Here is a 25,852-nt window from a genome sequence, read left to right as displayed (position 1 = left end):
TGAGAAGGCTTTGGTTGGCGAGAGGCTTGTCATTGCCGCCGCTCTCGTCCGCCTCTACCCGGGCCCACCTGCGGTTTGACAAGTTTCGGAAGGTGTCCGCAAGATGCTGCCCATGCCTGACGACGACACCGACGGTCTGCCCGCCGAGGGCCGCCGCGCCCGGATGGCCGCGACGATCGCGGATCGAGGCTTCGCCAAGGTCACCGATCTGGCCGAGGCGTTCGGCATCTCGCGCGTGACGGTGAGGGCCGACCTGGAGGTGTTGGAGCGCCAGGGTCGGCTGCGCCGAGTCCGCGGCGGTGCCATGTTCACCGGCCGCGATCCCCGGGTCGAGCCGTCCTTCGAGGAGGCACTGACCTCGGCGTCTCCCGCGAAGACGCTGATCGGGCAGGCCGCCGCGGCGCTGGTGTCGCCGTCCGAGAGCGTGGTCCTGGACGTGGGCACGACCACCACGTTCGTGGCCCGAGCCCTGGTGGACCGCGACGACCTGCGCGACCTCGTGGTGTTCACCAACGGGCTGACCATCGCACTGGAGTTGGAGCGCGCCATCCCCCGGTTCTCCGTCGTGGTCACCGGCGGCACCCTGCGACCGTTGCAGCACTCCCTGATCAATCCGCTCGGCGACCACATCCTGGAGCGAATCCACGCCGACACGGTCTTCCTCGGCTGCAACGGCGTTCATCCCACGGGTGGCATCACCAACGTGAACCTGCCCGAGGCGGAGGCCAAGCGCGCGATGTTGCGGGCGGCCGGGCGTCGGGTCGTGGTGGCCGACGGCTCGAAGCTGGGCCGGATCGAACTCGCCGAGGTGTGCCCGCTGGCGGACATCGACCTGCTGATCACCAGCGGTCCGGCCGACTCGGACACACTCGACGCGTTGCGCGACGCGGGACTGGAGATCCTGGTCGCCGAGTAGCACACGAGCGGCCGCAGCGCCGAGTCGCTCGCCGAGCGGCGCGCGCACAGCGCAGCCGCGACGCCGCGCCCCACACGGATCGCCGCGTTACGTCGGCGGTCGGACGCCGAAGTGAGTACTTGTACGGATGCCCGCGTCGGACCCGCCGCCTAGCTTGATCCGCATGACCTACACGCCTCCCACCCCGGGCAGCAACGGCGACGGCTTCGCCCGTGCGGCGGCGTTCGTCGTCGGCCTCTTCGCGTTCGTCGTGGTCGCGATGACCGACCTGTTCATCCTGATCGGCTTCGGCGGCGCCACCGAATCCTGCGCCAACCAGGCGTGCCGTGACTGGTACGAAACCCGACTCCCGTGGGTCTTCGGCCTGTTCGCACTCAGCTTCGTGACGGCCCTGGTCGCGCTGGTGCGCCCCGCCCGCCGACCGGGCGGCCGCCGCACCACCGTCACCCTCCCTCTGGTGCTCGCCGCCATCGCCCTCCAGGCCACCGCCTTCGCCCTGAGCCAAAACGGCCCGGCGGCCTGACGGTCGGGCGTCGTCGTCACCGGCGGCTCGGCCGATCCCACCGACCTCTCCGCTGGACCGCGCGTTTCCCACCGATCCCGGAACCCGCCCTCGGGCCGACCGCCGCGGGGCCGGACGCACGCTTTACGCTCCGCGTACCGTTGGCGCCATGAGCAATCTCGATACCCGACCGACCCTGACCACGTGCGGCGGTCGTGCCGATGTGCCCGGCGAACCCGTCCACGAGTTGTTGAAGGCACGCGATGTGCAACTGGGCGAGAGCACCATGGTCCGCCGGTTGTTGCCGAGCCTGGGTCGACGGATGATCGGCGCGTGGTGCTTCGTGGACCACTACGGGCCGGACGACATCGCGGACGAGCCCGGCATGCAGGTGCCGCCGCACCCGCACCTGGGCCTGCAGACGGTGAGTTGGCTGCGCGAGGGCAGTGTGCTGCACCGGGACAGCCTGGGCAGCCTCGCCACCGTACGGCCCGGCGAGCTGGGTCTGATGACCTCGGGCCGGGCCATCTCGCACTCCGAGGAGTCGCCGCGCGAGCACGCCCGGTTGTTGCACGGCGCCCAGTTGTGGGTCGCGCTGCCGGACGCGCATCGGCACGTGGACCCGCAATTCGAGCACCACGCGGAGTTGCCGGTGGTCACCGGCGGCGGCCTGACCGCGACCGTGATCATGGGCACGCTGGACGGCTCCACCTCACCGGGCACCACCTACAGCCCACTCGTCGGCGCGGACCTGACCCTGGCGCCGGGCGCGGATGTCCGGCCGCCGCTGGAGCCCGACTTCGAGTACGCGGTGTTGTCGATGTCGGGCGAGGCCGAGGTGGACGGCGTGCCGCTCACCCCCGGCGGGCTGCTGTATCTGGGCTGCGGGCGGACCTCGCTGTCGATCCGGTCGGCGAACGGGGCCGATCTGATGCTGCTCGGTGGCGAGCCGTTCGCCGAGGAGATCGTGATGTGGTGGAACTTCGTCGCGCGCACGGGCGAGGAGGTCACGGCCGCGCGCGCGGCGTGGGCGGACGGGTCCGACTTCGGCACGGTGACCGGCTACGACGGGCCGCGAATGCACGCGCCGGCATTGCCGTCCGTACCGCTGCGGGCCCGGGGCCGGATTCGCTGAGCCGAGGCCCGGGCGGGAAGTTTCGAGGCCGGGGTCGGAATCGGGCACGCCTTCGATCGCGAATCGTACGGGCCCGAACCCGATCCGAACCCGGCCCGAAGCCGCCCCGGCCCGCTCCCCCGTCCGCGTCAGCCCGTCGGCGTCGCGAACACCCCCGCCGGAAAAGCGCCGTTGGCCAACGCCGTACCGGTCAGCATCGCGGCCAGGTCGGTGAGGCGGGCCGTGTCCGTGTCGCCGAGGTGGTCGAAGGGGGCGCGGCCGAGGCGATCGGTGTGGTCCTCGATGCCGCGCCGCAGTACCCGGCCCGCGTCGGTGAGCGCGCCGGTCGCGTCGACCAGGCCGCGGCCGGCCAACCGGTCGCGGGCCGCCTCCCACTGCTCGACGGTCCAGCCGCGGCTGACCACCGCGAACTCCGGGACGAAGCCGCGCCCGGTCGCGGTGTGCGTGAACAGCGCCTCGACGCCGTCCAGTTCGGCCTCGACCAGGGCCATCAGGTGCCCGTCGCCCCGATACTCGCGAATCAGCGTGGCGGCGTGCCACAGCGCCAGGTGCGGATGTTCCGCCGGGTCGGGCGCGTCGAGTTCGGCGTATGCCGCGTACAGCGCCCGGCCCTCCGGGCCACCCGCCCACGCGCAGGACAGGGCCAACTCGGCCGCCTCGCGCAGTTCCGCCGAGCGGATCACGTCCTCGCCCAGGATCCGGCGCAGCGCCCGGTCGACCACGCGCATCCGGGCCGCGTGCACCGCCTCCGGGGCGGCCAGGGCCCAGGCGGCCGGGATGTGCCTGCGGATCAGGTCCGGGCCGAAGTTGTAGAAGGTGGCCCGCACGGTGGCCGCGCCGACCGCTCCCATCGGCGCGGCTCGGGACGCGAAGTAGCCCATCCGCCCCTTCTTCAGCCCGATCGCGACGAACTCCGGGTCGCCTTCGGGCGCGAAGTAGACCAGCGAATGCAGCGGATTCAGTACGTTGTGGCAGCGCCTGCCGGTGCGAGCGTCCATGCCCCGACCGTAGCCATCAGCGGATGCTCGCGACAGTGCGTTGTGCCGCCGCCACGATCTCGTCCAGGTGGCCACCGTGCGCGCCGTGCCAGTACACCCGGTCGCACGCGCGGCATCGGGCGAACGCGTCCACCTTGTCCAGCGTGCCCGCCTCGACCTCGGACTCGACCTCCTCGCGCGTTGCCACCCGCAGCTCGCCATTGCACGCCGTACAGCGCGTCCAGGGCGCGAGCGGCAGCGCGAAGCGGCGCAGCAGGTCGTCGAGTTGGCCGTCCGCGCGGATCCCGTAGACATACGCGCCGAACCACAGGTTCTTGCGCCGGAGCAGGCCGCGGTCCTGGGTGAGCAGCACCCGGCGTTCGGCGTTGGCCTGGATCACCAGGGTCGGGTCGTCGCAGTCGTTGTGGTAGGCGGTGTCGATCCCGACCAGGCGCATCCGGCGGGCCAGCGCACCCAGGTGCACGTCGAGCAGGAAGCGCGGCGGCGTGTCGGCGTACTCCGGAATGGCCTGCGGACGCCGGATCGGCAGCACGTCCACCACCTCACCACCGACCGGACGGTGCCCCGGGCCGACCTCACGGCCGTTCAGCAAGAGTGCGCCGACCTCGGGCAGCGGCGGTCCGGCCGATTCCACCAGGTGCCCGATCGTCGAATCGCCGTCGGCGGGGATGCTCACCGGCAGCCCGCGCAACCTCGGCGGCAGGAACTGTTGCAACTCGGCGGGGATCTGAAGCAGCACATCCGATCGATTCACCCGGTCAGCATCCCACCGCGGACCCGCGCCGCGCCCCGGGTTTACCGGCCCCACCGGTCGCCTGCGCGATCGGTGGCCGGCGATCGCTCTCCACGAACGACACCAGGAAATCGGCCGGGCGGAAGTCGTGGAATAACCGGGCACCCGGGCGCCTTGAAGCAGCCATCGGGACAGACTTCGAAACTCCGGGAGGCGTGCATGGCTCGCAACGAGCTTCGTCCGATCGTGAAGCTTCGGTCCACGGCCGGGACCGGTTTCACCTATGTGACCAGAAAGAACCGGCGCAACGATCCGGATCGAATGACGCTGCGCAAGTACGACCCGGCCGCCGGGAAGCACGTGCTCTTCCGCGAGGAACGATAAGCCGCGCGGCGAGAACGACAAACCGAGGACGGACGGGCGCCGGGACGGCATCCGACGTGAAACAACGACGGACGTCGGAAGCAACGGGCGTGAAAAGCGGCGCAGGCGATCAGCGGCGTAAGCGATAAGCGACGCGGGCAAAAAGCGACGTAGGCGATGAGCGACACAACCACTGCCGCCCGGACTCTGGGGGCCGCACACCGAAACCGGTGCGCGGCCCCCGGTCGTGTCCGGTTCGCCTCACTACCCGGGTGATCCCCGCTCGCCCAGGTCCGGGCCGCCTTCGAGCAGGTCGTCCCACAGGCCCAGGGTGCGCAGCACCTGCGCACCCCGCGGCCCGGACGCGGCGAGACCGGCGACAATCGACTTGCGCAGTTGATTGCGCTCGAAATCGTCGGCACTGCCGAGCAGCGCGAGCAGTTCCGTACTCAATGTGAGATCCGCGCCCGCGGCCGGCCCGTGGTGGTCCAGGTGGTCCACCACCGCCTTGATCTGATCGGGAAACCGGGTCAGCCAGTATGCGACCAACGCCTGCGGACCCTCCCGAATCAGTGCCCGGTGAAACTCCAACCGCACTCGGGTGAGCCGCTGTTGCTCCCTTTCCAGCGGCACCGCCCAGCGCGCCTCATCCAGCGCCGCGCGGACACTGTCCGGAATCCCCTCGGCGCGCAGGAATGCGCCCACCGGGCGATAACTGAGCCCGTATTCCGCCAAGGCCATCGGGTGGGCCAACGCGGCGTCGAGTTCGTCCTGGAGTCGGCCCTCGTCGGCGTCGTGCACCATGGCCGTCGCCTTGCGAATGCGATTTTCCACGTCGCGGCAGATGAAGGAGACGGCGTCCACGGGGCGACGCAGCGCGACCGTCCTGGCGTCGTGTACCCACCAGTGCAGCTGTACCTGCACGCGAAAGGCGCGCTCCCCGTCCGGTCCGGCCCGCAGTTCGAAGTCGCGGATGTCGGCGAACTCGCGCGCCGCCACCCACCACGCCTCGGGGGCCCTGCGCAGCTCCGCGAAGGTCGGCGCCGGATTCGCGCTGGAGGGCACCACCAGCACGTGATCGGCGTGCAGCCCGAGGCGGTGGCGAAGCCAGGTCAGGCCGCGTGGCCCGGTGGCGGGCGAGACCAGGAAGGTACGGTCGTCGGTCATGCGCTTGCTCCCCCGTTCGTTTGAACCGGCGGCTCCTCGAACGCGTTGATGGCGGGCTCGAGCACCGCGATGTCGATCACGTCGCCGTTGGGCAGGCCCTCGTAGGCCAGCCGGGTCAGGTCGTACGCGAGGCGTTCCAGGCCGTAACCGCGTCCGGGCGTAAACAGCAGCGCGAAGGTCTCCCGCAGGGCCGCGGCGCGCTCCCGGTCACCGCGGATGCCGCCGAGCAGCGTGCCGAACATCCGGGCCACCACGGCGTACCCGTTGCGATCGCGGACCGCGAGCCGGATCACGGCGAGGAAGCGCTCGTCGGTCAGCAGTTCACCGCCGGCGTCCTCGCCGACCAGCGCGGCCGCCACCTCGGCGGCGGCCGCCGCCTCCTCCCAGTCCTCCACCCGCTCCAGCACCGACTCCGCTCGCATGCCGTCCCGGCACAGCGCGACGATGCCCTCCCGAGCCGCCGCCGCCACCGAACGATCCCCGGTCCGGGCAAGGCGAAGCAGGTCGGTCAAGGTACGACCGGGATACACCGACGCCAGCCCCGGGTACGCCCGAGCCGCCATCAACCGCAGCCCCGAGCGGGTGGTGTCCCGGCTCCAACTCGCCAGCAGATGCCGCACCTGGGTGGCCACGACCGCGTCCTGCGCCGCCGCCTTCAACGCCGGCACCACCATCGCCCGCTTGGTGTCGTCCTCCCGGGCCCAGCGCAGCACCGGCGCCAACGGCCGGTGCCCGCGACCGGTGGCGATGAAGTCGCCGGCGGCCCGGGCGGCGACCCGGTAGACGTCCAGTGGATGCCTCGGGGTCGCGGCCAGCCAGTCCACGAGCGGGTCGCGCAGGTCCGGGTACACGTCCCAGACATGCGCCCGCACCGACGCCGCCCAGTGCGGCCGATTGAAGCCGACCACGTCGAGCCGGTAGCGGGCACCGCCCCGGGTCGCGTCCGCGGCGACCGCGGTCGCGTTGATCAGTTCCAGCCGGGCCGCGCGCGCCCGGGGCGGCCAGCCGTCGGCCGGCTCTCCGTCCGCGATCGGCAGGTGCTCGGCCAACGTCTCGCGCAGCGCCGCCGCGCGCTCGGTGACGATGCCGTAGTCCTGTCCCTCGAAGACCGCCGCCGCGATCATCAGCGCCCAGTCCGCGCGCCCGGAGTTGGCCCGCAGCCAACCCTCCACTGCGGCGTGATCGCGGTCGCGCAGCGCGTTCAGCACCTCGGTCCTGGTGAACCTGCCGTCGGCCAGGTCGGCCAGGTCACCGGCGATGGTCGCGGCCCGGTCCGGCCGACCGCCGTCGGCACGCACCAGTTCGGCGATGTCCTCGTCCACCAGGTCCAGGTGCCGGCGCTCCCAGTCCGGGCCCAGGTGATAGGCGAGGTGGCTGTGCAACACCTGGAGCGGGTCCGGCCGTTCGCACGGCACGTGCCAGGGGGCCCAGAGCGCGAGCACCGGCGCGGTGGCGATCGCCGTCACGACCAGCACGCTGTCGCGCTCGGCCAGGCGTCGGCGCAACATTTCGAGGTCGTTGCGGCTGTAGCCGGCCAGCAGGTCCGCGGCGGCGGAGTCGATCACATAGCCCCGGCCGCGCTGGATGCGGCGGGTCATCAGATCCTCTTCGGGGTCGAGCGCGATCACCTTCTCGACGTACTGATCCTGCATCAGATGCAGGGCCAGCGTGCGCTTCCCCGACTCCGCCTCGCCGGTCAGCAGGATCAGATGCCGCGCCATCATGCTGCGGGCCCGCAGGTATCCCTTCGGCGGCACGAACGTTCGGCAGACGAGGTCGCTCTCCTCCTTCCAGATCGGGCCCTCCCGCGCCTGCCGCGGCCGGCTCACGGTGCCGGGTCCGGCCGTGACGCTCATGTCGCCGAACATCCGCGAACCGAAGACGTGATTCCCCGTTGTGCCGTTGAAGTTGACGATCACCGTCGTCGCCGCGTCCAGCGACGCGAACTCCTCGTCCGGCCACCCCTCGTCGACCTGATTCGGATCGAAGATTCGCTCACCGGGCGGGACTTCGTCGGCGTCCTCGCCTGCCGGGCGGACGTCGGCCGCGGCGACCGGGTCGAGCGGCCGCTCGTCGGGGACGGTCATCTCAGACACCCCGCGCCGGACCGCCGAAGCGCGGCTCGTCGTCCGGATCGCGGTAGTGGGCTCGGCCGTCGGTGCCGAAGTTCATGTCCCCGTGGTTGGTACCGCCCACGAGGTTGTTGCCGTGCAGGTTGCCACCGATGTGGAACTGCTGCCCGCCCGGCGCGGGTTCCACGCGGGCCGGGGCGGGCGTACGTCGTGCGGGGGCATCCGCCGGACCCGGCCGGTCGGGTTCGGCCGGCGGCGCCGGGTCCAGGATCGGCGGCAGATCGTTCGCGGGCGCGTGCACCCACGCGAGTTGCCGGGTGTCCTTGACGTGCGACTCCACCCGGCGGAACCACCCCGGTTCGACCGCTTCCGTGTACCCGCCCAACACGGCGGTGCGGTACACGATGTCCGAGACGATCGCGGCGACGTGGCCCTTGGTGGCCCGCAGCGCGGCGCGCACGAACGTGTCGTCGAGGAGCCGACACAGCTCGTTCTTGGCCGTTCCCGAACCGTCGGACACATGGATCGGGCCCACGTGCACGGCGGCTCGCATCCGCAGCGGCGGACCCTCGTGCAGGCGCGCCCGGGTGCGCAGTCGGCGGTCCAACCAGTAGACGGCGTCGACCAGTTGATGTGTTCGGTCGTCGGTCATCGTCAGGATCAGCCCGTCGCCCGTATCGTCGACGTGGGCCACCTGCTTGTCCCAGTCCAGACCGGCCTGCGCGAACGCCTCCGGGACCACCGCGCCGATGGCCTCGCGAACCTTGGGCAGCAGCACGTCCCGGTTGTGCGTGAACTTCTCGGCGTCCACGGCGAACAACGCCCGGATCGACGGCATGTCGGACACGGATTCCCCCTTCGGTGAGCGTGTGACCACGCTGGATTCGACGGGTCCACCGTGCCGCAGCCCCGAGTGCGGCGCCGCGTACTTTTACCCTCCGCTCAGGATTCGCCGGCTCGACCCGCCGCGAGGCGGGCCAACAATTCGGCATCTTCGATGACGAATCGGCGCGCGGCGTCGACGGAGACCGCGCCCATCTCGCGCAGCCGGGCGAACGCCTTGACCGCCGACTCGCGGCCGGCCGCGACCGAGGCCCCGAGTTCGGGCATGGTGACCCGGATCGCCACCCGCCGTCGGCCGTCGCCGACCTCCTCGCCGCACTGTTCGGAGAGCGTGAGCAGGCGCTCGGCCATCCGCTCCAGCACACTCCTGGCCCGGTAGTTCAGCCGCTGTGCGTCGGCCTGCCGCAGCCGACGGGTCATCACCATCAGCAGACTGATCGCCACCCTGGGCCGACGACCGAGGAAGAGCAGAAACTGATCCGTGGTCAACGACCAGGCCGACACGTCACCGATCGCGATCACCGTGGCCGAGTGTGACCCCCGATCCAGCGCGGCGATCTCGCCGAACACCTCGCCGGGTCGGCGATAGGCGAGCACCACCTCCCGACCGTCCTCCGCGGTGCTGACCACCTTGACCCGGCCGGCCGCCAAGAGCAGCGCCTCGGTGGCCGGCTCGCCCTCGCGCATCAGCCGGTCGCCGTCCGCGTACCGCCGAACCCGGCCGATCCGCCGCCACTCGGCCACCTCCGCCGCGTCCAGCCGCTCGTCGTACGTCTGTGCCGCCACGCCCAGTCCCCGTTCGCCGCCGGCCTCCCAGCCTGTCGGAGCGGCTCCCGCCCGGTCCGGCGATTCGTCGGATCCGAGGCCGCGGCACGGCGGACACCCTCGGCGGCGGCCACATCACGACCGGACGACTCCCGATGCGAAAACCGGTGTCGGCGGTGACCGGTGTCGGGAGCACCCCCGGCATTAGGCTCGCGGGCATGGTGATCACCATCGACCCGGGCTCCACCGTCGCGCCGTTCGAGCAGATCCGGGCCCAGTTGGCCGATCAGGCCCGGGCCGGCACGCTGCCTGTCGGCACCCGCTTGCCGACCGTGCGCGGCCTGGCCGGCGAGCTCGGTCTCGCGCCCAACACCGTCGCCCGCGCCTATCGCGAGCTGGAGGCGGACGGCGTGATCGAGACCCGGGGCCGGTCCGGGAGCTTTGTCGCCGCCGTCGGCGACACGGCACAGCGGGCCGCGAGCGAGGCAGCTCTCGAATACGCGCACCGCGCACACCGCCTCGGGCTGGCTCGCGACGAGGCCATCGCGACCGTACTCGCCGCGTTCGACGCGGTCTACGGCGGCTAGGTGCACTGCCCACGGAGGTAGGTGACGCACCACGCGCGCGAGACCCGCCCGCGCCCGCCCCGCGCGGGCGGGCCCCGCGCGCTGGTTCACGCGGGGCCGCGCGAGGTTCGGCACGCCCCGGGTGGCTCTTGGTAGTCGTCCTCGTGATCGGCCCGGGGCACACGCCGGGTGCGGATTCGCGCACCCGGATCGCGTTCGCCCCGCGCGTTGTTCAGGGACGGCCGGCGTCCCCCGAGGACGCCGGCCGGACCTCGCCGTCGGGGCGGCCCCATCCCGGCCGGGCCGGACGAACCGAGTCTCGGCCGGGTCCTCGAACCCCGGTCGCAGCGGAGCGCCCGCCCCGGTGCGGTGACCGGGAACGGTCACCCCGCGTCGCCGGCGGACACCGGCCCGGCCGGGAAACCGCTACCCGAAAACCCCTGTACGGACGGCCCGGGGCACCGGATCATCGAAATCATGTCGATGCCTCGCCAGACGCCCCGCCCACCGGATGGGGCGCCGAGTTCAGCCGGTGACGACCCCTCAACGCTGCTGCCCTTCGTATTCGGGCTCGATGACGCGGACACCCCCTACGACGCCGTGGACGGTCTCGCCCTCGCCGCTTTCCTGACCGGCGCCCAGCCGTGGGCCAGGACCACCCGCCTGGACCGGGTCAAGCCCGGCGCCCGACTCGTGCCCCGCGGCGCCAAGGTGGTGCGGGCCGTCGAGGAGGACGACCGCTCCTCCCAACTGGCCGTGGGCGACGGCTGGACCCTGCGCTCGGTCCGCTGGCGCAGCGGCGGCGGCGAGGTGACCGTGACCGCCGTCGACGAGAAGGTCGGCCGCGCGGTGCTGAAGAAGGCGGTCAAGGGCGCGGCGGCGGATCCGCCGCCCAAGGACGAGGCCGTCGCGATGGGCTTTTGGTACTTCTCCGCCCGGCGCGGCCCGTACCGCACCACCCGGGCGATCACTGCCGCGCCGTGGGAGGACATCCGCCGCAACTACACCGCGCCGACCGCCGGCGCGTTCGATCGGCTGATGAAGGTCACCCCGGACGACGTGTCCGGGCGGCTGATCCTGCTGCACGGCCCGCCCGGTACCGGCAAGACCACGGCGCTGCGCGCGCTGGCCCGCTCGTGGCAGGACTGGTGCCGGATGGACTGCGTCCTCGACCCGGAGGCGCTGTTCGGCGACACCGGCTATCTGATGGACGTCGCGATCGGGCGCGGCGACGAGGACGAGGAGACGCACGACAAGTCCAAGAAGCAGCGGTGGCGGCTGCTGGTCCTGGAGGACTGCGACGAACTGATCCGCGGCGAGGCCAAGCGCTCGGCCGGTCAGGCGTTGTCGCGGTTGCTGAACCTGACCGACGGGCTGCTCGGACAGGGCCGCAACGTGATGGTCGCGATCACCACCAACGAGAATCTCGGCCGGCTGCATCCGGCGGTGGTCCGACCGGGACGGTGCCTGGCCCAGATCGACGTCGGACCGCTGGACTTCACCGAGGCGCGCGACTGGCTCGGCACCGCCGAGGGCATCGGCACCCACGCCACCCTCGCCGAGCTGTACGCGCTGCGCAACGGCGCGGCGCCGGTGGAGGTCGAACGGCCGGCGCACGGCGGGGAGGGGCTGTATCTGTAGCGCGCCCGGCCGTCCGCGCACCCGGCGCTCGGGGCGCGCCCGATGTCGAAGGCACCCGCCCGCGGCGGCGCCCGATCCCGAGGCGCCCGCTCGCGGAGGTGAAGGGCCGGGCCTCGTGGACGTTTGACCTCGCCGGCGAAGCGCCCTCGCCTCCTCTCGGAGCCGATGAGTCGACCAACCGACGAGCCGTCGGCTCCGAGACCGGGGTGTGGCCCGGGCGCTACGCGTCCAGGTCCACCACGACCGGTGCGTGGTCGCTGGTGCCCTTGCCCTTGCGGGCCTCGCGGTCGACGTACGCGTCGGTGACCGAGGCCGCGAACGGCGTGTTGCCGTAGACCAGGTCGATCCGCATGCCCTTGTTCTTCGGGAAGCCCAGTTCGCGGTAGTCCCAGTAGGTGAACGGGACGTCGTACTTGAGCGCTCGGGGCATCACCTCGCGCAGCCCCACGGTCTCCAGCGCGGTGACCGCGTCCCGCTCGGCCTGCGTCACGTGCGTGGAGTTCTCGCCGAACCGCGAGATGTCCCAGACGTCGCGGTCGGTGGGCGCGACGTTGAAGTCGCCGAGCACCGCGAACGGTCGCGGGCCCGCCGCGTCCGCGGCGACCGCGGCGCGCAGCGCGGCCAGCCACTCCAGCTTGTAGGCGTAGTGCGGGTTGTCCACCTCGCGGCCGTTGGGCACGTAGACCGACCACACGCGCACACCTCCGCAGGTCGCGGAGATCGCCCGGGCCTCGTGCGGGCTGTCGACCTCCGGGAAGCCCGGCCCCGCCTCCAGGCCGAGAGTGACATCCGCCAGACCGACCTTGGACAGCACCGCGACGCCGTTCCAGCGCCCGCCGGCGTTGACGGCCGACTCGTAGCCGATCTCCTGAAGCTCCTTGGTCGGGTAAGCCTCGGGCGTGGACTTGAGTTCCTGTAGGCAGACCACGTCGGGCGCGGCCCGCTCCAGCCACTCAAGGAGCTTGGGCAGCCGGGCCCCGATCGAGTTGATGTTCCAGGTGGCGACCCTCATGCGAACCTTCCAGAGCGGACGACGGCGTTCGGGCCCGCCGGATCGACCGGACGCGCCCCGAGCCATTCTCCCCCGCCGGGGTGACACGGCCGGTGCGCCGAGGGCGCGCCGGATGCGGTAGGCATGGGGCATGGACACCACTCCCCCGGCCCGTTCCGACCTCGCCGACCTGACCGCCGCGCTTGTCGTGTTCTCCGCCGAGCGGCACTGGCAGCCCTTCCACACGCCGAAGAATCTGGTGATGGCGCTGAGCGTGGAGGCGGCGGAGCTGGTGGAGATCTTCCAGTGGTTGACCCCGGAGCAGGCCGCCGACGTGATGTCGGACCCGGAGCGCGCCGAGCACGTCCGGGAGGAGATCGCGGACGTGCTGGCCTATCTGCTCGGGCTCGCGGACCGGCTCGGCATCGACCCGGCACAGGCGCTGCGGGACAAGATGGTCAAGAACGCGATCAAGTACCCGCCGGGTGCGCCGGGGCTGTAGGGCCCCGCTACGACCGGCGCAGCCGGATCCAGCGGCGCGCGCGGGTGATCCCGTGCGCGGCTCGCGGCTCGCGCCCGCCCGGGTTCGCGCCGACCGCTGCCACGAGTCGGGTCTGGGTGCGCGGGGCGTCGGGTTCGTACGGCAGGGCGCCGAGGTCGCCGGGCAGGCCGTCGACCGCGGACCGGGCACCTTCGAATGGACTTGATGTGCCGGCTCGCTGCTCCGGGATCCTGCCGACCCCGGCGGTCTCGGTGACGTCGTCGATGTCGACGTGTGGCGTTTCGGTCTCAGGCATCGCGTACTCCCCCCGAACATGCGTCCACGGCGCGGCGGTCCCGTCGCACCTCGGCCGGCGTGCCCTCGGCAACCACGCGGCCGGATTCCAACACGGTGACCCGATCGCACAACGCGTCGACGAAGTCGATCTTGTGGTCCACCACCAGCAGCCCCACGCCGTCCGCCGCGACACCGCGCAGGAGCAGGAGCAGAGCCTCCGTCTCGCGCGCGTTCAACCCGGCGCTCGGCTCGTCCAGGATCAGCACCCGGGGCACCGCCACCATCCCGCGCGCGATGTCCAGCAACCGCCGTTCGCCATAGGTCAGTACGTCCGCGCCGCGCTCGGGCCGACCCCGCGCGCCGGCCCGGTCCGGCGCGACCCGGGCGCCGAATTGCCGCTCCTGCTCGACCCGCGCCATCAGCGGGCGGGCCAGCCAGGCCGCGAGCAGACCTCGATGCCGGATGTCCGAGCCGGCGAGCACGACGTTGTCCGCGCCGGAGAGCGCGCGAACCGGCTGGGGCGTCTGGAACATCCGGACCAGACCGGCCCGGCGCGAACGTTCGGGACTACCCAGGCGGACCGGCAGCCCGGCCACGAACAGGTCGCCGGTGGCCGGCACGACTCCGGTGATCGCGTTCAGCAGGGTGGTCTTGCCGCTCCCGTGCGGTCCGATCACACCGACCGCCTCCCCGCGATCGACGCGCACGGACACCTCGTCGACGGCGCGTACACCGGCGAAGTCCACCCGGATGTCCCGGGCCCGCAGGATGGGTTGGCGGACCTGATCGGACGCGGTGGCCGCAATCGGTTCGGGTCCAAGCGCGTACAGCCGCACCGGGTCAGGCATGGTCGCCCTCCTTCGAATGACCCGACTCGCGCGCGTGCGCGACGGCCGCTCGCGCACGCGTGGCCGGGCCGCTCGAATGCACGGGTACCGCTTCCCCGAGCGGACCCGCGTGCGCCGCGGCGATCGCAGCCGCGGCGAGCCTTGCGTCAGGCCGCCGACCGCGCGGCCGTCCGGGCCCCGAGCCGGGGCGCGCATGCGGGCGCACCCCGGCCTCGGACCCTTCCCCCGGGCGGCGCGCGGGACCGGACGCCGTACCTGACACGGCATCACCCCCCGCCCGCACGCCACCCGTATCGGGGGCCGAACCGGAAGCCGGATCATTGGTCGAACAGGGCTCCCCCGCCCCGTCCGACCACGACCCGGATGTATCCGGGGCGGCCCCCGCGCCCCGGTCGTACGCCGACTCCCCTCCTGACCCGGCGTCACCTCCCGGCCACGACACGTTTTCTGTACCGGTTTGGTTCATCTCGTCCCGCCCGATCCGATGGGTCGGGTCGGGAACGGCTCTTTCGGGCGCACCACGAACACGGGAATCGGGACCGGGCGCGACAGCACCCCCGAGTTGTCACGCAACCGGCGTCCGCTCCAGGGAAGTTCCCCAGGACCGGCGACCGGGCAGCCGATCACCGGGTGGATGACGGCGGCAAGCGGCGCGACGAAGGTGGCCATGGTTCAGGACACGCCGGGTGCGAATGCCGGGAGTTCGGCCGATGCGCCGCCACGAGCGCCGGCTGACGGCGCGGTACGGACGGACAGGGTCGAGCCGCCCGCACGGGGATTGCCCCCGACGGGTCGCCGACGTGTTCGTTCCGCTCTCGTGGTGCATGTCGTGCGCACGGCACGCGCCGTGCGTGTCGTCCAACGAGCCATGGGAGCCTACGCCTTTCGCGTCGTCTCCCCGCCCGGCCATCCCCCACGGAGTCCCGGATGCGGCTCAAGCTAGACCGCAACACCCTTTGCCGGCAAGGGCCTTGACAGCGATTCGGAAACTGGCGTAGAAGGTTCAGCACAATCTAACAAATGTTAGATAGGCAGTCAGGTTCTTCCTTAGGTTCTCCCTGAAGGCAATCCCCCACAGATCAACGGCAACCGCTCCACCTGCGGTTAGGCTGCACAGCACCAACGCAGCCTCATCCACCCGCCGGACCGAGAACGGGCGCTCATGGCACGCAGGAAGACGGAACCCGAAGCACTTCCGCGCCGGGAGGTGATCCTGTCCGAGGCCGCAACGTTGTTCGCCCGCAAGGGCGTTGTCGCGTCGACCGTCCGTGAGATAGCCGACGCGTCGGGAATCCTCGCGGGCAGCATCTACCACTGGTTCGGTTCCAAAGAGGACCTGGTCGACGAGATCCTCACCGCCGCGATGCGCGACCTGTCCACCTGGTACGACGAGGCGTTCGCCGATGCGCGAACGTCGAGCGATCGGCTGCGCGGCCTCGTGCACGCCGCGTTCCGCACCATCGAGCACCACCCCGACGCCGCCACGATGTACGTCCGGGACTACGCGTACCTGGCCACCCTGCCGCGCTTCGCGCATCTGGCGATGGACGGTATGCGCGTCCGCGACCTGTGGCTGAACACCCTCCAGGAGGGGATCGAGTCCGGGGAGTTCCGTGCCGATCTGGACCCGGAGCTGGTCTACCGCTACCTCGCCTATCCGCTGTGGCTGACCGCCGGCTGGAAGTCCGGCGTCGACCGCACCCTGCCCGAACTGGAAGCCCAATTCACGGCGCTCGTACTGGAAGGCGTCACCCCCCGGAACTGACCGGGCGACGGCTGTCGGCCGCGCCGGTGCCGGTGGGGTACCTCGAGCGCTCGCGAAAGGACCACACCATGCACGTCGACGGATTCGTCGCGCCCGGATTCGCGCCCGTACAGGCCGCGTTCGAGGAAAACTTCGCCCTCCGCGGCGAGGTGGGCGCCGCGCTCGCGGTCCACCTGCACGGAGCACCCGTGGTGGACCTGTGGGGCGGACTTGCCGAACCGGACGCGGGCCGCAGCTGGGAGCCGGACACCGTACAGGTGGTCTGGTCGGTCACCAAGGGCCTGGTCGCCACCTGCCTGGCGGTCCTGATCGACCGGGGGCTGCTCGAACCCGCGCTGCCGGTGTGCCGCTACTGGCCCGAATTCGCGGCGGCCGGCAAGCGCGACGTGACGGTATCCCAACTGCTCTCGCACCAGGCCGGGTTGCCGTTCCTGGACGAGCCGATCACGCTCGCCCAGGTGGCCGTCCCGGACGCGCTGGCGGATGCGCTGGCCGCGCAGCGGCCCGTGTGGGAACCCGGCGCGGCGCACGGCTATCACGCGGTGACCTGGGGCTTCTACGCGAGCGAGCTGATCCGGCGGGTGGACGGTCGCACGGTGGGTGCGTTCCTGGCCGAGGAGGTGGCCGGCCCGCTCGGCGTGGACGCGCACATCGGACTGCCGGCGACGGTGGTGCCCAGGCTCGCGCACCTGACCACGCTCACGCCGACGGACCCCGCGTTGCTGGACCTCGACTCCGATCTCGGCCGGGCGATGCTCGCGCTGCCCGAACTCGCCGCTCCCGGCGCGGATCACGACCCGGATGTACTGGCCTGGGAGGTGCCCTCCGGGCTCGGCGTCACCAACGCCCGGGCGCTGGCACGCGTGTACGCGATGCTCGCCGAAGGCGGCACGCTGGACGGGGTGCGACTGCTCTCCCCCGCGACCGTCACGGAGGTGACCCGCACGGTGGTCGAGGGCCCGGACCGCATCCTCGGCGAACACACCGCCTTCAGCCTCGGCTTCATGAAGCCGGAAACCGCCTTCTTCGCCGTCTCCTCCGACCCCGCCGCATTCGGCCACCCGGGCAGCGGCGGCCCCCTGGCCTTCGCCGACCCGGCCTCGGGCCTGGCCTTCGCATACGTGACGAACGGCCGGTCCCCACTACACACGGACGTACGAGCACTCGGCCTGATCGACGCGGTGCGGGGGTGTTTGGGCCGGTAGGTGGCGGGTGCGGACAGGCGGTGGGTCGCGGAGTTGCCGCGTTGCCGCGCGGGCGGGTGAGCGGGTGGGCCGGGCCGGGGCCGGGCGGCGGTTGCGTTGGGTCAGTCGCGGGGCGGGCGACTGCGGCGGGGGCGGCCGCGGCGGCGGGCGGCGTCGAGCATCAGGCCGCCGACGAGCAGTAGCGCGCCGGCCGCCAGGCTCAGCGACAACAGTGGGGTCGAGCCGGTATTCGCGACATGGTCGGTGATGGCTCTGCGGGCAATCACCGCGGGCCCGTCGTGGACCGCCCGTTTGGCGGCGGCGGCACCGCGGCCCTTGGCCGCGTCGTCGCGCGAGCCGGGAGGCTTGGCCCGACGCCGGGGCTTGCCGGGGACTGCCGAGGCGCGTCCGTCCGCCCGGTGTCGATGCGGTCCGACGTCGCCCCGATCGTTGCCGGGCCGGGCTGCGGCGCCGGGTGGCACCCTCGGCGCGACGCCCGGCTCGTCGCCGCGGCCGGCATCCGGCAGGCCGGGGCAGCCCGGCCGGATCGGAGTGGTGCCCAGAGCGCGGGTGCGACCGTGCGGGAGCGAGCCGCCGGCCAGGCCCGCCTCGTCGGGGTCCGCCGCACGGGTCGGCTCGGGGCAGTGCTCCGGGGGGATCGCGTCCGTCTCGGGCAGCGGCGTAGCGGGCCGAAGCGGCCGGCTCGACGGCGCGGGCGGCAACGAGGGCGGAATCGGCCGGCGGAGCAGCACGGCCGAGCTGCGGCCGACCGCCGGCGCAGGTCCGGTGAGCGGCGCCGCAGCCCCGACCGGAACGGCAACCGCGCCGAACACGGCCGCGCCGAGCGCGACCGCCAGCGACGCCGCCAGGCGGTTCCCATGTCTGCTCACCCGATCACGCTAGGTCGCCGGGACCGCCTCCGACGGCCGCCGCGCACACCATTCCCTCGTTCGACCCAGCAGCGGTCACCCACACGAGAGGCGCGGGACGGCCCTGGCGCAAAGCCACCGATCACCCGTTCGGGAAACTCGCTGCGGGGCCGATCGGTCGGCGGCAATCATCCTCGCAGGGGCCGGATTTCGGGCGTCGCGCGGCGCGCATCCCCACCGGGCCCGGGTCGATCGTCGTCCCCGAGGAACGTGCGCACAGGGAGCCACCGTGGTGAAGGTGTCGGCGGGCCGATATCGGCTCGTCGAGGTGTTGGGCCGGGGCGCGATGGGCGTGGCCTGGCGCGCCGTCGACGAGTTACTCGGGCGGTCCGTGGCACCGTCCGGTCGGCACCGCTCACCGCGAAGGCCCGGCGTCCGGCGTCGTGACCGGCGGGCCAAAAAAGACAGACTTCCTTACCTTGTAACGGCGTCACGATTCGAGCGACAATCCCCGGGCGCGGTCCCGGAACAGGACCCGGTTCCGGAGTCGGACGCGGATCCGGACCGGACACGGATCCGGGACCGCGTCCGGACCCGCGTCCGGATTCGTGCCGCTCCGAGGGGGTCTTCGCCATGCGCGTCTTCGACGCCGACAACCACTACTACGAGGCCATCGACGCCTTCACCCGACACCTGGATCCGAGGCTGGGCGAACAGGTCATCCAGTGGTGCGAGATCAACGGTCGCAAGTACCACGTGCTCGGCGGAACGGTGAACCACGCCGTGGTCAATCCGACCTTCGACCCGATCGCCAAGGCCGGCGCGATGGCCGAGTACTTCCGGGGCAACGCCTCCGGGCGCAACCCGCTGGAGTACCTGCGCGAGCGCGAGCCGATCCGCCCGGAATACCGCCGCGCCCTACATCGCACTCGCCGACCCGCGGACCGCGCTCGCCGACCTGGATCGCGCGCTGGAGGGCGGCGCCCGGATCGTGTGCATGCGCCCGGCCGCGCCGAACACCGCGGACGGCCCGTACCCGCCCGGGCACCCGGTCTTCGACCCGTTCTGGGCTCGGGTGAACGAGGCCGGCGTGCCGGTGATCGTGCACGCGGGCGACAGCGGCTACTCGGCCAACGGCTACAGCCGCAAGCAGGGCCTGCGCACCGACTTCAAGGGTGGCGGCGGTCCGTCGGTGACCATGCTGTGGACGATGGAGCGGCCGATCTTCGACTTCCTCGCGTCGCTGATCCTCGACCGCCTCTTCGAGCGCTTCCCGAACGTGCGGGTGGTCTCGGTGGAGAACGGCTCCGAGTTCCTCGGCGACCTGTTCCGCAAGCTGCGCTCGGTCGGCCGCAAGATCCCCGGCCTGTTCCCCGAGGACCCGGTGGAGACCTTCAAGCGGCACGTCTGGATCAACCCGTTCTGGGAGGACGACCTCGCCGAGGTGGTCGACCTGATGGGCTCCGACCGCGTCGTCTTCGGCTCCGACCGGCCACACATCGAGGGCCTCCCCGCCCCGAGGGACTACGAGAGCGAACTCGAGCCCTTCGACGAGCGGACCAAAGCCATGATCATGGGCGGGAACGCAAGGGAACTGAACACCCCCAGGCCCAACTGAGCCCGGCACCGAGGTACGACGGGACGCCCTCCCGGATCGTCACATATCGGGAACCTGATCCATGTGCCTCGGCATGGTGGGCGGTGTTCGTAGTCGTCCGCAGGAGACATCGACATGGGCGAAGCCTCCGATCCACCGGCTCCGGTATCGCTGCCCTCTTCAGACCAGGACGGCCTGGCCGCCCGGGCCCTCCTCGGTGATGTCGAGGACCGTCGGTGGGCGGCGGGTCGCGGGGGCGGGTGGGAGCAGCGGGGCGGGATCGAGGGTGGGGGCCGCGACGGCCCGGCTGCGGAGTTCGGATTGCTCCTCGGTCAGGTCGGCGAGCAGGCCCAACACGTTCAGCAGGTCGATCAGTTCGCTGGTCAGGTCGGTCGACCAGGTGCGCTCGCGGATTCGCTCCAGGCCCTCGCCCGGGGGCTCGGTGCGGGCCGCGATCCACGGTTCGAGGATGCCCAGGTCCCACACCTCGCGCGGGACGGGCCCGATCCGGCCGGTGCCCAACAGGAGCGAACGGCTCTCCTCGTGGTAGGTCGCGCCGGTCGGCCGGGCCGGGACCGGCTCGCGAACGAACGGGCGGCGACCGCCCGGCAGTCGGGGTTTGCCGTCGCCGGGGCGGCCGAACCGCGCGCCGAACGTGTACAGGCCGATCAGTCGGCGGCCGAGCTCGACGCCCGCCGCCCACAACCGCGGGTCGGCGGTCAGCGGCACCCGTGCCGGGTCCACCGTCACCGCCACGATCCAGGCGAACAGGTCCTCGGCCGTGACCGGGACGCCGAGCCGAGCCGCGAGCAGTTCGACCAGTCCGGGGGCCAGGTTGGGCTCTCCGCCCGCCGGGTCCCGGTACAGCGGCGCGACCCGCCCGCCGCGGCCACCGTGGTGGGCCGCATCCGGCAGCAGCGCACTGCACAACAGCGGCCAGGGGTCCCCCGCTTGACGCTCCGTCAGGTAGACCTGCCGGTCTCCGCGCACCCGCCACAGCTCGGGCCGGGCGAAGTCCACCACGCGGTGGTCCGCGATCAGCCACTGCCGATCGAAGGGCCGCCGGGCGACCCGCACCAGCCGAGGCGTCGCACCGACCTCACGCGCCAGCGGCCCGGTCGGCGCGTCACACCCGGGCAGCGGCGCGGGCCGGGACGCCTCGGTCCGCGAACGGGTCGGCTGCAAGAGGGCGTTCCGGTCCTCGGCGGCGGCCAATCGGGCCCAGCGCCGACGCAGCGTCTCCCGTTCGGGTGCGTACACCCACGTCCGTCCCGTGCCGATCCCGGTCGTCCCCCACGGCATCAGATCCGCGAGCGCGGCCACCCCGACCGGGCTCACATCGCGTGGTCCCACACCCGCCGCTCCTCCCGATCCGGATCCCCGACCACCGTCGCCGGCACGTCGAGCAGCATCGTGCGCCGCTCGGTCGGGTCGTACGAGGGCCACGCCGGCAACCCGTCGGCCACCGGCGGCCCGCCCTTGACGAACGCGGTCCACGCCTGCTGGATCCGGCCGGACAACTCCCGTGCGGCGGGCGGCACACCGCCGGTCAACCAGCGGCCGAGCGGCGTGTCCAGGGTGCCGAACACGAACGGGATGTCGATCGCGTGCGGCGACCCGAGTCGTTGCGGATGCGCCTTGGGCGCCCAGCGGAAGCGGTACATGTACGCGGTGCCACCGGCCGCGAGTTGCGCCTCGGCGAGCCGGACGGTCGGTATCCCGTAGGACTCGGCGGTGAGCAGTCGGATCCGCCGCGAGCGCCCGTTCAGCTCCGGATACAGCTCCGCGTACGTGCGCACCAACTCGGTGAGCGCGTCCGGGCGGCGCAGGTTGGCCAGGTCGGCGGGTCCGGGCTCGCGTGCGCCGCCACCCTCCGTGACCACGAACATCTCCTCCTCGTCCTGGTTCGACCCGAGCAGGATCGGCACGTCGCCGCGGATCGCCCGCAGCGGGGTCACCGGCAGCGGCCCGGCGGGATCGACCACCGGCCGGAACACGAACCGCGCCGCGCCGCGCCCGATCGCCTCGGCCTGCGCGTGGAGCAACTCGGCCACGGGCACGTCGATCAGCTCGGCGGCCCGGTCCGGGGTGATCCCGAGCGCGGCCAGCACGTCGGCGGTGGCCTGCTCGGCCTCGGGCACGCTGCGCAGCGTCTGCGCTCCGCCGCTCTGCACGATCGCCCGATGGAAGAGCCCGCGCGCGGCGGGCATCGCGAGCAGGTTGGCGGTGAGCTTCGCGCCGGCCGAGACCCCGCCGAGGGTGACCCGGCCGGGATCCCCACCGAACGCACCGATGTGCTCGCGCACCCAGCGCAGCCCCTGAACCACGTCCAGGAGCGCATTGGCCGAGGAGGCGGCGTACTCGTCGCCCAGCAGGTGCCGCAGGTGCAACAGCCCCAGTACGCCCAGCCGGTAGGCGAGCGTGACCACCAGCACGCCGCGGCGCGCGAACCCGCTGCCGTCGTACACACCCTCGAACGACGCGCCGCTGGTGTATCCGCCGCCGTGCACCCACACGAGCACCGGATGCGGGCCGGGCCCGGCGGGCGCGTAGATGTTCAGATACAGGCAGTCCTCGTCGACGGCCACCGGCGCGGCCCCGTACTGGCCCATCGGCTGCGGCGCCGCGCGGGCGAACTCGCGTGCGTCCCGGTCCCCGCCCCAGGCCGCCGCCGGACCGGCCGCACGAAACCGGGCCGGTCCCAGCGGCGGCGCGGCGAAGGGCACGCCTCGAAAGATCCGGACCCCGTCCGATTCCTCGCCGATCAGGCCACCCAGCGACGTTCGCACATGCACCATGGCACCGAGCATAGGACCCGCCGTCAGAGCAGACCCGCGAGCTTGTAGGCGACCAGGGACCCGGCCACCGCGACGTTGAGACTGGTTCCGGTACCGATCATCGGGATCTCCACCATCTCGTCGAGATACGGCAACGCCTCGAACGGGATGCCGTCGCTCTCGTGGCCGAGCACGGCGATGGTGGGGCAGCGGGCGGGTTTCAGGTCGGCGAGGCGGACCGCGTCGTCGGCGAGTTCGACGCCGACCACCCGGGCGCCGACCTCTCGCCGGCCGGCCAACCAGGTGAGCGGATCGCCGACCCGATGCACGCAGGTCGGCCTGCGCAGCGTGTTGCCCCGGGCCAAAGCCTCGGGGACCCAGGGCAGTCGCGGGACGACGAGGCACGCGCCGACCGCGTCGCACGTGCGCAGGAGGGTGCCGAGGTTGACGCCGTACTTGGGCCACAGCGGCGCGAGGTAGAGGTGGTCCCAGCAGCCGTGCGCCCTGGTACGTCGCTGTCGCTTCAGCTCGGCGCGGGTGTTGACGTGGTACGCGGGGTCGGCGGGGCGGGTCCCGCCGCGCGGGGTCATCGCTCCCGGGAGGAGCGCCTCCCGTCGACGTGCGTGGTGGTCCGATCGATGCGGTCGGACTTGTCGTTACTTGGCATCATTCGCTTCACGAGTGGGGCCACTTCGCGGCGTGACCGGGCCATCATCGGGTGTCGCTACCGCGTCAGGATACGGCGAACGGCGCGGTATTGCGCCCACGGAAGCAGACTCGGATACTCCGCGAGCCGGATGCCGGGGCCCGCGCGGGCGTGACACGCTTCCCGGGAACATCCATTCACCCGGGAGTCCTGCCTTGACCGTTGTCCTGGTGATCGTCGCGGCCGTGGCCGTGCTCGCGCTGCTGGTCGGCGTGCACCTCTACGTGTGGCGGCGACTCGTGCGCGACACCACCCGGTCGGGGCTCGTGCGGCGGATCGGCGCGGGTGTGGTGGTCGCGCTCGGACTGTCGATGGCGGGTGCGTTGGCCCTGCCCAAGGCGTTCGGCCCGCGCGGCACGGAGTGGATCGCGTGGCCGGGCTTCATCTGGATGGCCCTGCTGTTGTACGTGGTGCTCGCACTGGGAGTGCTGGAGGTGCCCCGGGTGCTCGCGCTTCGGGCGCTGCGGCGACGTGGGGCGATCGAGCCGGTGTCGGCGGAGTTGCCGGTCGCGGTGCCCGTCGGCGCCGACGGGCCGGATCCGGACCTCGCGGAGCCCGCCGCCGAGCCGTCGGCCGCCGCCTCGGGCACGCCCCTGGGACCGGATCGCCGCCTGGTGCTGAGTCGGTCGGTCGCGCTGTTGGCGGCGGGCACCTCGCTGGGCACCGTCGGCTACGGAATGACCCAGGCCCTGGGCGCGCCGCGGACCGTGCGGGTGCGGATACCGGTGACGCGGCTGGATCCGCGGCTGGCCGGCTTCCGGATCGCGGTGGTCGGCGACATCCATCTGGGTCCGCTGCTCGGGCGGGCGCACACCACGCGGGTGGTGGAGACGATCAACCGGACCAACCCGGACCTGGTCGCCATCGTCGGCGACCTGGCCGACGGCACGGCCGGGCAACTGGGCGGCGACGCGGCGCCGTTGCGGCGGCTGACCAGCCGATACGGCAGCTTCTTCGTCACCGGCAACCACGACTACATGTCCGGCGCGGCGGATTGGGTCGCCGAACTCGCCGAGCTGAACGTCCACACGCTGGCCAACGACCGGTTAGAGATCGCCCGCGGCGGCGCCGCCTTCGACCTGGCCGGGGTCAACGACATCACCGGCAAGTCCCACCACGACGGCCCCAACTTCGCCAAGGCACTGGGCAATCGCGACCCCTCCCGCCCGGTGGTGCTGCTCGCCCACCAGCCGGTCCAGGTGGACGACGCCGCCAAGTACGACGTCGACGTGCAACTCTCCGGCCACACCCACGGCGGCCAGATGTTCCCGGTCCAACTCCTGGTCAAGCTCGACCAGCCGGCTGTCGCCGGCCTGCACAGGGTCGACGACACGATGCTCTACATCACCAGAGGCGCCGGCTTCTGGGGCCCACCGGTCCGCGTCGGGGCACCCCCGGAGGTCACGATGGTGGAACTCCACCCGAAATAGTCGGACCCCGTCGGCACAAAGCCCTGATCGGCGCCTCCGTCACCGCATCCGCAGCAGTGTGCCCGGGTCGAGAGCGATCGGCGCGAAAGCCGGCAGCGTGGTCACAGTGCCGGGCTCGGCGGAGCCGGAGGCCGCGTAAGGACGCCGTCCGAGAGTTCGATGCGATAGGGCGAGGTCTCCTGGGCGGCGATCACATCGTCGGCTGTCCACTCGTGGCCGAAGGCGGGTTGCACGATCTCTCCCGAACGGCGGTCGTCTCATCCACAGGATCACCACCGGTTTGTCAGAGATTGAGCCGACACCATCCGGTTCCCGAATCACCCGCTCGAACACCGGACCGGGGCGGCATCCCGGTCACCGCCCCGGCCCGGTCGGGCGTCAGACCGTCTCCGTCATGCCTCCGTCCACCATCAGGTGGGTGCCGGTCACGAAGGATGCCTCGTCGCTGAGGAGGAAGCGGACCGCGCCGGCGATTTCCTCCGGGCGGCCCAACCGGCGCAGCGGCGAGCTGTTCTCCATACGCTCGCGCGTGCCGGGGCGGGCGAAGGAGCGGGCCAGCATCGGGGTCTCGATGTAGCCGGGGCAGACCACGTTGCTGCGGATGTGGTACTCGGCGAGCTTGGCGGCGATCGAGCGGTTCAGGCCGAGCATGCCCGACTTGGACGCGCAGTAGGACGGGTTGAGCGCGTTGCCGACGATCGCGTTGAGCGAGGCGATGCCCACGATCGCGGAGCCGGCGTGTTCACGCAGGTGCGGGGTGAGCGCTTGGACCAGCAGCGCGAAGGAGCGCAGGTTGACGTCCAGCACGCGGTCCCAGTTCTCCGCGGTGACCTCGGTGATCGGGGTCGAGTCGACGATGCCCGCCGCGTGCACGAAACCGCCGATCGTGCCCAGCGCCCCGACCGAGGCGTGGATCGCGGTCGGATACGCCTCGGTGTCGGTGACGTCCAGGGCCAGGCCGAGCGCCGGCACCCCGTGCTCGGCCTCGATCTCCTTGGCCGCCTCCTCGACCGGACCCGCCGCGATGTCCCACAGTGCGACGGGTCGGCCGGTCGCCGCCAGCGCCCGCGCGGTGGCCCGCCCGATGCCCGACGCGCCGCCGGTGATCACGACGCCGGTGTCGGGTGATGTCTTGTGCGTACCCATTTCGAACTCCTCCGTGGACGGGCGGACCAAACATCTGACATACCGTCAGAACAAAACCAG

26 protein-coding genes are annotated in these 25,852 nt (G+C 72.2%); 11 read left to right on the top strand and 15 right to left on the bottom strand.

Annotation, left to right across the window (positions count from 1 at the left end):
* The first annotated feature begins 112 nt into the window (after nt 1-112).
* The 3 genes from A3IC_RS0113990 (at nt 113) to A3IC_RS0113980 (ending at nt 2,553) form a co-directional block, all read left to right on the top strand.
* On the top strand, nt 113-916 hold the full coding sequence (locus A3IC_RS0113990) for a DeoR/GlpR family DNA-binding transcription regulator (RefSeq protein ID WP_106668890.1): 804 nt from the start codon (nt 113-115) through the stop codon (nt 914-916).
* Between the two features lie 163 nt (nt 917-1,079).
* Nucleotides 1,080-1,439, top strand: coding sequence for a hypothetical protein (locus A3IC_RS0113985; protein WP_020550674.1), 360 nt, complete (start codon nt 1,080-1,082; stop codon nt 1,437-1,439).
* 148 nt (nt 1,440-1,587) lie between these two features.
* Nucleotides 1,588-2,553 carry a pirin family protein gene (locus A3IC_RS0113980; RefSeq protein WP_020550673.1) on the top strand — a complete coding sequence of 322 codons (966 nt, stop codon included), beginning with the start codon at nt 1,588-1,590 and terminating at the stop codon, nt 2,551-2,553.
* 128 nt (nt 2,554-2,681) lie between these two features.
* On the opposite strand, the gene A3IC_RS0113975 is transcribed toward A3IC_RS0113980, so the two are convergent.
* Together A3IC_RS0113975 and A3IC_RS0113970 are read right to left on the bottom strand one after the other, a co-directional pair.
* Nucleotides 2,682-3,551: an SCO6745 family protein gene (locus A3IC_RS0113975; RefSeq protein ID WP_020550672.1), complete on the bottom strand. Its 870-nt coding sequence runs from the start codon at nt 3,549-3,551 to the stop codon at nt 2,682-2,684.
* Between the two features lie 16 nt (nt 3,552-3,567).
* On the bottom strand, nt 3,568-4,305 hold the full coding sequence (locus A3IC_RS0113970; protein WP_026218245.1) for a Mut7-C RNAse domain-containing protein: 738 nt from the start codon (nt 4,303-4,305) through the stop codon (nt 3,568-3,570).
* A 198-nt stretch (nt 4,306-4,503) separates the two neighbouring features.
* Here A3IC_RS0113970 and rpmG point away from each other — a divergent pair, with 198 nt between their 5' ends.
* Nucleotides 4,504-4,668: a 50S ribosomal protein L33 gene (gene rpmG, locus A3IC_RS0113965; protein WP_020550670.1), complete on the top strand. Its 165-nt coding sequence runs from the start codon at nt 4,504-4,506 to the stop codon at nt 4,666-4,668.
* A 243-nt stretch (nt 4,669-4,911) separates the two neighbouring features.
* On the opposite strand, the gene A3IC_RS0113960 is transcribed toward rpmG, so the two are convergent.
* From A3IC_RS0113960 to A3IC_RS54340, 4 genes are all read right to left on the bottom strand, one after another.
* Nucleotides 4,912-5,814 carry a hypothetical protein gene (locus tag A3IC_RS0113960; protein ID WP_020550669.1) on the bottom strand — a complete coding sequence of 301 codons (903 nt, stop codon included), beginning with the start codon at nt 5,812-5,814 and terminating at the stop codon, nt 4,912-4,914.
* Nucleotides 5,811-7,901, bottom strand: a complete 2,091-nt coding sequence (locus A3IC_RS0113955; protein ID WP_020550668.1) for a hypothetical protein — start codon at nt 7,899-7,901, stop codon at nt 5,811-5,813. Before A3IC_RS0113955 ends, A3IC_RS0113960 begins: the two co-directional genes overlap by 4 nt.
* A gap of 1 nt (nt 7,902) precedes the next feature.
* Nucleotides 7,903-8,733, bottom strand: a complete 831-nt coding sequence (locus A3IC_RS62260; RefSeq protein WP_026218244.1) for a hypothetical protein — start codon at nt 8,731-8,733, stop codon at nt 7,903-7,905.
* Between the two features lie 95 nt (nt 8,734-8,828).
* Nucleotides 8,829-9,515, bottom strand: a complete 687-nt coding sequence (locus A3IC_RS54340) for a Crp/Fnr family transcriptional regulator (protein WP_020550666.1) — start codon at nt 9,513-9,515, stop codon at nt 8,829-8,831.
* A gap of 197 nt (nt 9,516-9,712) precedes the next feature.
* Here A3IC_RS54340 and A3IC_RS0113940 point away from each other — a divergent pair, with 197 nt between their 5' ends.
* Both A3IC_RS0113940 and A3IC_RS0113935 read left to right on the top strand, forming a co-directional pair.
* Nucleotides 9,713-10,081 (top strand): GntR family transcriptional regulator, encoded by a 369-nt coding sequence (locus A3IC_RS0113940; RefSeq protein ID WP_020550665.1) that lies wholly within the window; start codon nt 9,713-9,715, stop codon nt 10,079-10,081.
* 462 nt (nt 10,082-10,543) lie between these two features.
* Nucleotides 10,544-11,701 (top strand): DUF5925 domain-containing protein, encoded by a 1,158-nt coding sequence (locus A3IC_RS0113935; protein ID WP_211232286.1) that lies wholly within the window; start codon nt 10,544-10,546, stop codon nt 11,699-11,701.
* Between the two features lie 220 nt (nt 11,702-11,921).
* Here A3IC_RS0113935 and A3IC_RS0113930 read toward each other — a convergent pair whose 3' ends face one another.
* On the bottom strand, nt 11,922-12,713 hold the full coding sequence (locus A3IC_RS0113930; protein WP_020550663.1) for an exodeoxyribonuclease III: 792 nt from the start codon (nt 12,711-12,713) through the stop codon (nt 11,922-11,924).
* A gap of 130 nt (nt 12,714-12,843) precedes the next feature.
* On the opposite strand from A3IC_RS0113930, the gene A3IC_RS0113925 reads away from it, so the two are divergent.
* The gene (locus tag A3IC_RS0113925) at nt 12,844-13,194 is read left to right on the top strand and encodes a nucleotide pyrophosphohydrolase (RefSeq protein ID WP_020550662.1); all 351 of its coding nucleotides are present in this window, start codon (nt 12,844-12,846) and stop codon (nt 13,192-13,194) included.
* A 7-nt stretch (nt 13,195-13,201) separates the two neighbouring features.
* Here A3IC_RS0113925 and A3IC_RS0113920 read toward each other — a convergent pair whose 3' ends face one another.
* Together A3IC_RS0113920 and A3IC_RS54335 are read right to left on the bottom strand one after the other, a co-directional pair.
* Nucleotides 13,202-13,489 (bottom strand): hypothetical protein, encoded by a 288-nt coding sequence (locus A3IC_RS0113920; RefSeq protein ID WP_020550661.1) that lies wholly within the window; start codon nt 13,487-13,489, stop codon nt 13,202-13,204.
* Complete coding sequence (locus A3IC_RS54335; RefSeq protein WP_158695951.1) at nt 13,482-14,318, bottom strand: ABC transporter ATP-binding protein; 837 nt, start codon at nt 14,316-14,318, stop codon at nt 13,482-13,484. Before A3IC_RS54335 ends, A3IC_RS0113920 begins: the two co-directional genes overlap by 8 nt.
* A 1,162-nt stretch (nt 14,319-15,480) precedes the next feature.
* Here A3IC_RS54335 and A3IC_RS0113905 point away from each other — a divergent pair.
* Together A3IC_RS0113905 and A3IC_RS0113900 are read left to right on the top strand one after the other, a co-directional pair.
* The gene (locus A3IC_RS0113905) at nt 15,481-16,083 is read left to right on the top strand and encodes a TetR/AcrR family transcriptional regulator (RefSeq protein ID WP_020550659.1); all 603 of its coding nucleotides are present in this window, start codon (nt 15,481-15,483) and stop codon (nt 16,081-16,083) included.
* A gap of 68 nt (nt 16,084-16,151) precedes the next feature.
* Complete coding sequence (locus A3IC_RS0113900) at nt 16,152-17,288, top strand: serine hydrolase domain-containing protein (protein ID WP_026218241.1); 1,137 nt, start codon at nt 16,152-16,154, stop codon at nt 17,286-17,288.
* A 101-nt stretch (nt 17,289-17,389) separates the two neighbouring features.
* On the opposite strand, the gene A3IC_RS62255 is transcribed toward A3IC_RS0113900, so the two are convergent.
* A complete protein-coding gene (locus tag A3IC_RS62255; RefSeq protein ID WP_026218240.1) occupies nt 17,390-18,157 on the bottom strand; it encodes a hypothetical protein in 768 nt (255 codons plus the stop codon).
* A gap of 769 nt (nt 18,158-18,926) precedes the next feature.
* On the opposite strand from A3IC_RS62255, the gene A3IC_RS64800 reads away from it, so the two are divergent.
* Nucleotides 18,927-19,754 (top strand): amidohydrolase family protein, encoded by an 828-nt coding sequence (locus A3IC_RS64800; protein WP_211232285.1) that lies wholly within the window; start codon nt 18,927-18,929, stop codon nt 19,752-19,754.
* Nucleotides 19,755-19,913: 159 nt separating this feature from the next.
* Here A3IC_RS64800 and A3IC_RS0113880 read toward each other — a convergent pair whose 3' ends face one another.
* The 3 genes from A3IC_RS0113880 to A3IC_RS54325 are packed head-to-tail and all read right to left on the bottom strand — an operon-like array spanning nt 19,914 to nt 23,100.
* The gene (locus tag A3IC_RS0113880) at nt 19,914-21,086 is read right to left on the bottom strand and encodes a type ISP restriction/modification enzyme (RefSeq protein WP_245599287.1); all 1,173 of its coding nucleotides are present in this window, start codon (nt 21,084-21,086) and stop codon (nt 19,914-19,916) included.
* Nucleotides 21,068-22,531, bottom strand: coding sequence for a carboxylesterase/lipase family protein (locus tag A3IC_RS0113875; protein ID WP_020550654.1), 1,464 nt, complete (start codon nt 22,529-22,531; stop codon nt 21,068-21,070). The genes A3IC_RS0113880 and A3IC_RS0113875 overlap by 19 nt, the downstream gene beginning before the upstream one ends.
* A gap of 23 nt (nt 22,532-22,554) precedes the next feature.
* Nucleotides 22,555-23,100, bottom strand: a complete 546-nt coding sequence (locus tag A3IC_RS54325; protein ID WP_020550653.1) for a TrmH family RNA methyltransferase — start codon at nt 23,098-23,100, stop codon at nt 22,555-22,557.
* A gap of 271 nt (nt 23,101-23,371) precedes the next feature.
* Between A3IC_RS54325 and A3IC_RS0113865 the strand changes: the two genes are divergently transcribed.
* Complete coding sequence (locus A3IC_RS0113865) at nt 23,372-24,646, top strand: metallophosphoesterase (protein WP_020550652.1); 1,275 nt, start codon at nt 23,372-23,374, stop codon at nt 24,644-24,646.
* 101 nt (nt 24,647-24,747) lie between these two features.
* Here the strand turns inward: A3IC_RS0113865 and A3IC_RS72520 are convergent, their stop codons facing one another.
* Nucleotides 24,748-24,879, bottom strand: coding sequence for a hypothetical protein (locus A3IC_RS72520; protein ID WP_281174481.1), 132 nt, complete (start codon nt 24,877-24,879; stop codon nt 24,748-24,750).
* Nucleotides 24,880-25,024: 145 nt separating this feature from the next.
* Nucleotides 25,025-25,792, bottom strand: coding sequence for an SDR family NAD(P)-dependent oxidoreductase (locus tag A3IC_RS0113855; RefSeq protein WP_020550651.1), 768 nt, complete (start codon nt 25,790-25,792; stop codon nt 25,025-25,027).
* Nucleotides 25,793-25,852: the final 60 nt, after the last annotated feature.

Origin of the sequence: Embleya scabrispora DSM 41855, from assembly GCF_000372745.1 — a bacterium.
In the GTDB taxonomy this organism is placed as follows: domain Bacteria; phylum Actinomycetota; class Actinomycetes; order Streptomycetales; family Streptomycetaceae; genus Embleya; species Embleya scabrispora.
This window is presented reverse-complemented; position numbering and strand designations above follow the sequence as displayed.

Coding starts and splice junctions, on each gene's coding strand:
- A3IC_RS0113990 (WP_106668890.1), top strand. CDS start 113: ATGCCTGACGACGACACCGACGGTCTGCCCGCCGAGGGCCGCCGCGCC.
- A3IC_RS0113985 (WP_020550674.1), top strand. CDS start 1,080: ATGACCTACACGCCTCCCACCCCGGGCAGCAACGGCGACGGCTTCGCC.
- A3IC_RS0113980 (WP_020550673.1), top strand. CDS start 1,588: ATGAGCAATCTCGATACCCGACCGACCCTGACCACGTGCGGCGGTCGT.
- A3IC_RS0113975 (WP_020550672.1), bottom strand. CDS start 3,551: ATGGACGCTCGCACCGGCAGGCGCTGCCACAACGTACTGAATCCGCTG.
- rpmG (WP_020550670.1), top strand. CDS start 4,504: ATGGCTCGCAACGAGCTTCGTCCGATCGTGAAGCTTCGGTCCACGGCC.
- A3IC_RS0113960 (WP_020550669.1), bottom strand. CDS start 5,814: ATGACCGACGACCGTACCTTCCTGGTCTCGCCCGCCACCGGGCCACGC.
- A3IC_RS0113955 (WP_020550668.1), bottom strand. CDS start 7,901: ATGACCGTCCCCGACGAGCGGCCGCTCGACCCGGTCGCCGCGGCCGAC.
- A3IC_RS0113940 (WP_020550665.1), top strand. CDS start 9,713: ATGGTGATCACCATCGACCCGGGCTCCACCGTCGCGCCGTTCGAGCAG.
- A3IC_RS0113935 (WP_211232286.1), top strand. CDS start 10,544: ATGCCTCGCCAGACGCCCCGCCCACCGGATGGGGCGCCGAGTTCAGCC.
- A3IC_RS0113930 (WP_020550663.1), bottom strand. CDS start 12,713: ATGAGGGTCGCCACCTGGAACATCAACTCGATCGGGGCCCGGCTGCCC.
- A3IC_RS0113925 (WP_020550662.1), top strand. CDS start 12,844: ATGGACACCACTCCCCCGGCCCGTTCCGACCTCGCCGACCTGACCGCC.
- A3IC_RS0113920 (WP_020550661.1), bottom strand. CDS start 13,489: ATGCCTGAGACCGAAACGCCACACGTCGACATCGACGACGTCACCGAG.
- A3IC_RS54335 (WP_158695951.1), bottom strand. CDS start 14,318: ATGCCTGACCCGGTGCGGCTGTACGCGCTTGGACCCGAACCGATTGCG.
- A3IC_RS0113905 (WP_020550659.1), top strand. CDS start 15,481: ATGGCACGCAGGAAGACGGAACCCGAAGCACTTCCGCGCCGGGAGGTG.
- A3IC_RS0113900 (WP_026218241.1), top strand. CDS start 16,152: ATGCACGTCGACGGATTCGTCGCGCCCGGATTCGCGCCCGTACAGGCC.
- A3IC_RS0113875 (WP_020550654.1), bottom strand. CDS start 22,531: ATGGTGCATGTGCGAACGTCGCTGGGTGGCCTGATCGGCGAGGAATCG.
- A3IC_RS54325 (WP_020550653.1), bottom strand. CDS start 23,100: ATGACCCCGCGCGGCGGGACCCGCCCCGCCGACCCCGCGTACCACGTC.
- A3IC_RS0113855 (WP_020550651.1), bottom strand. CDS start 25,792: ATGGGTACGCACAAGACATCACCCGACACCGGCGTCGTGATCACCGGC.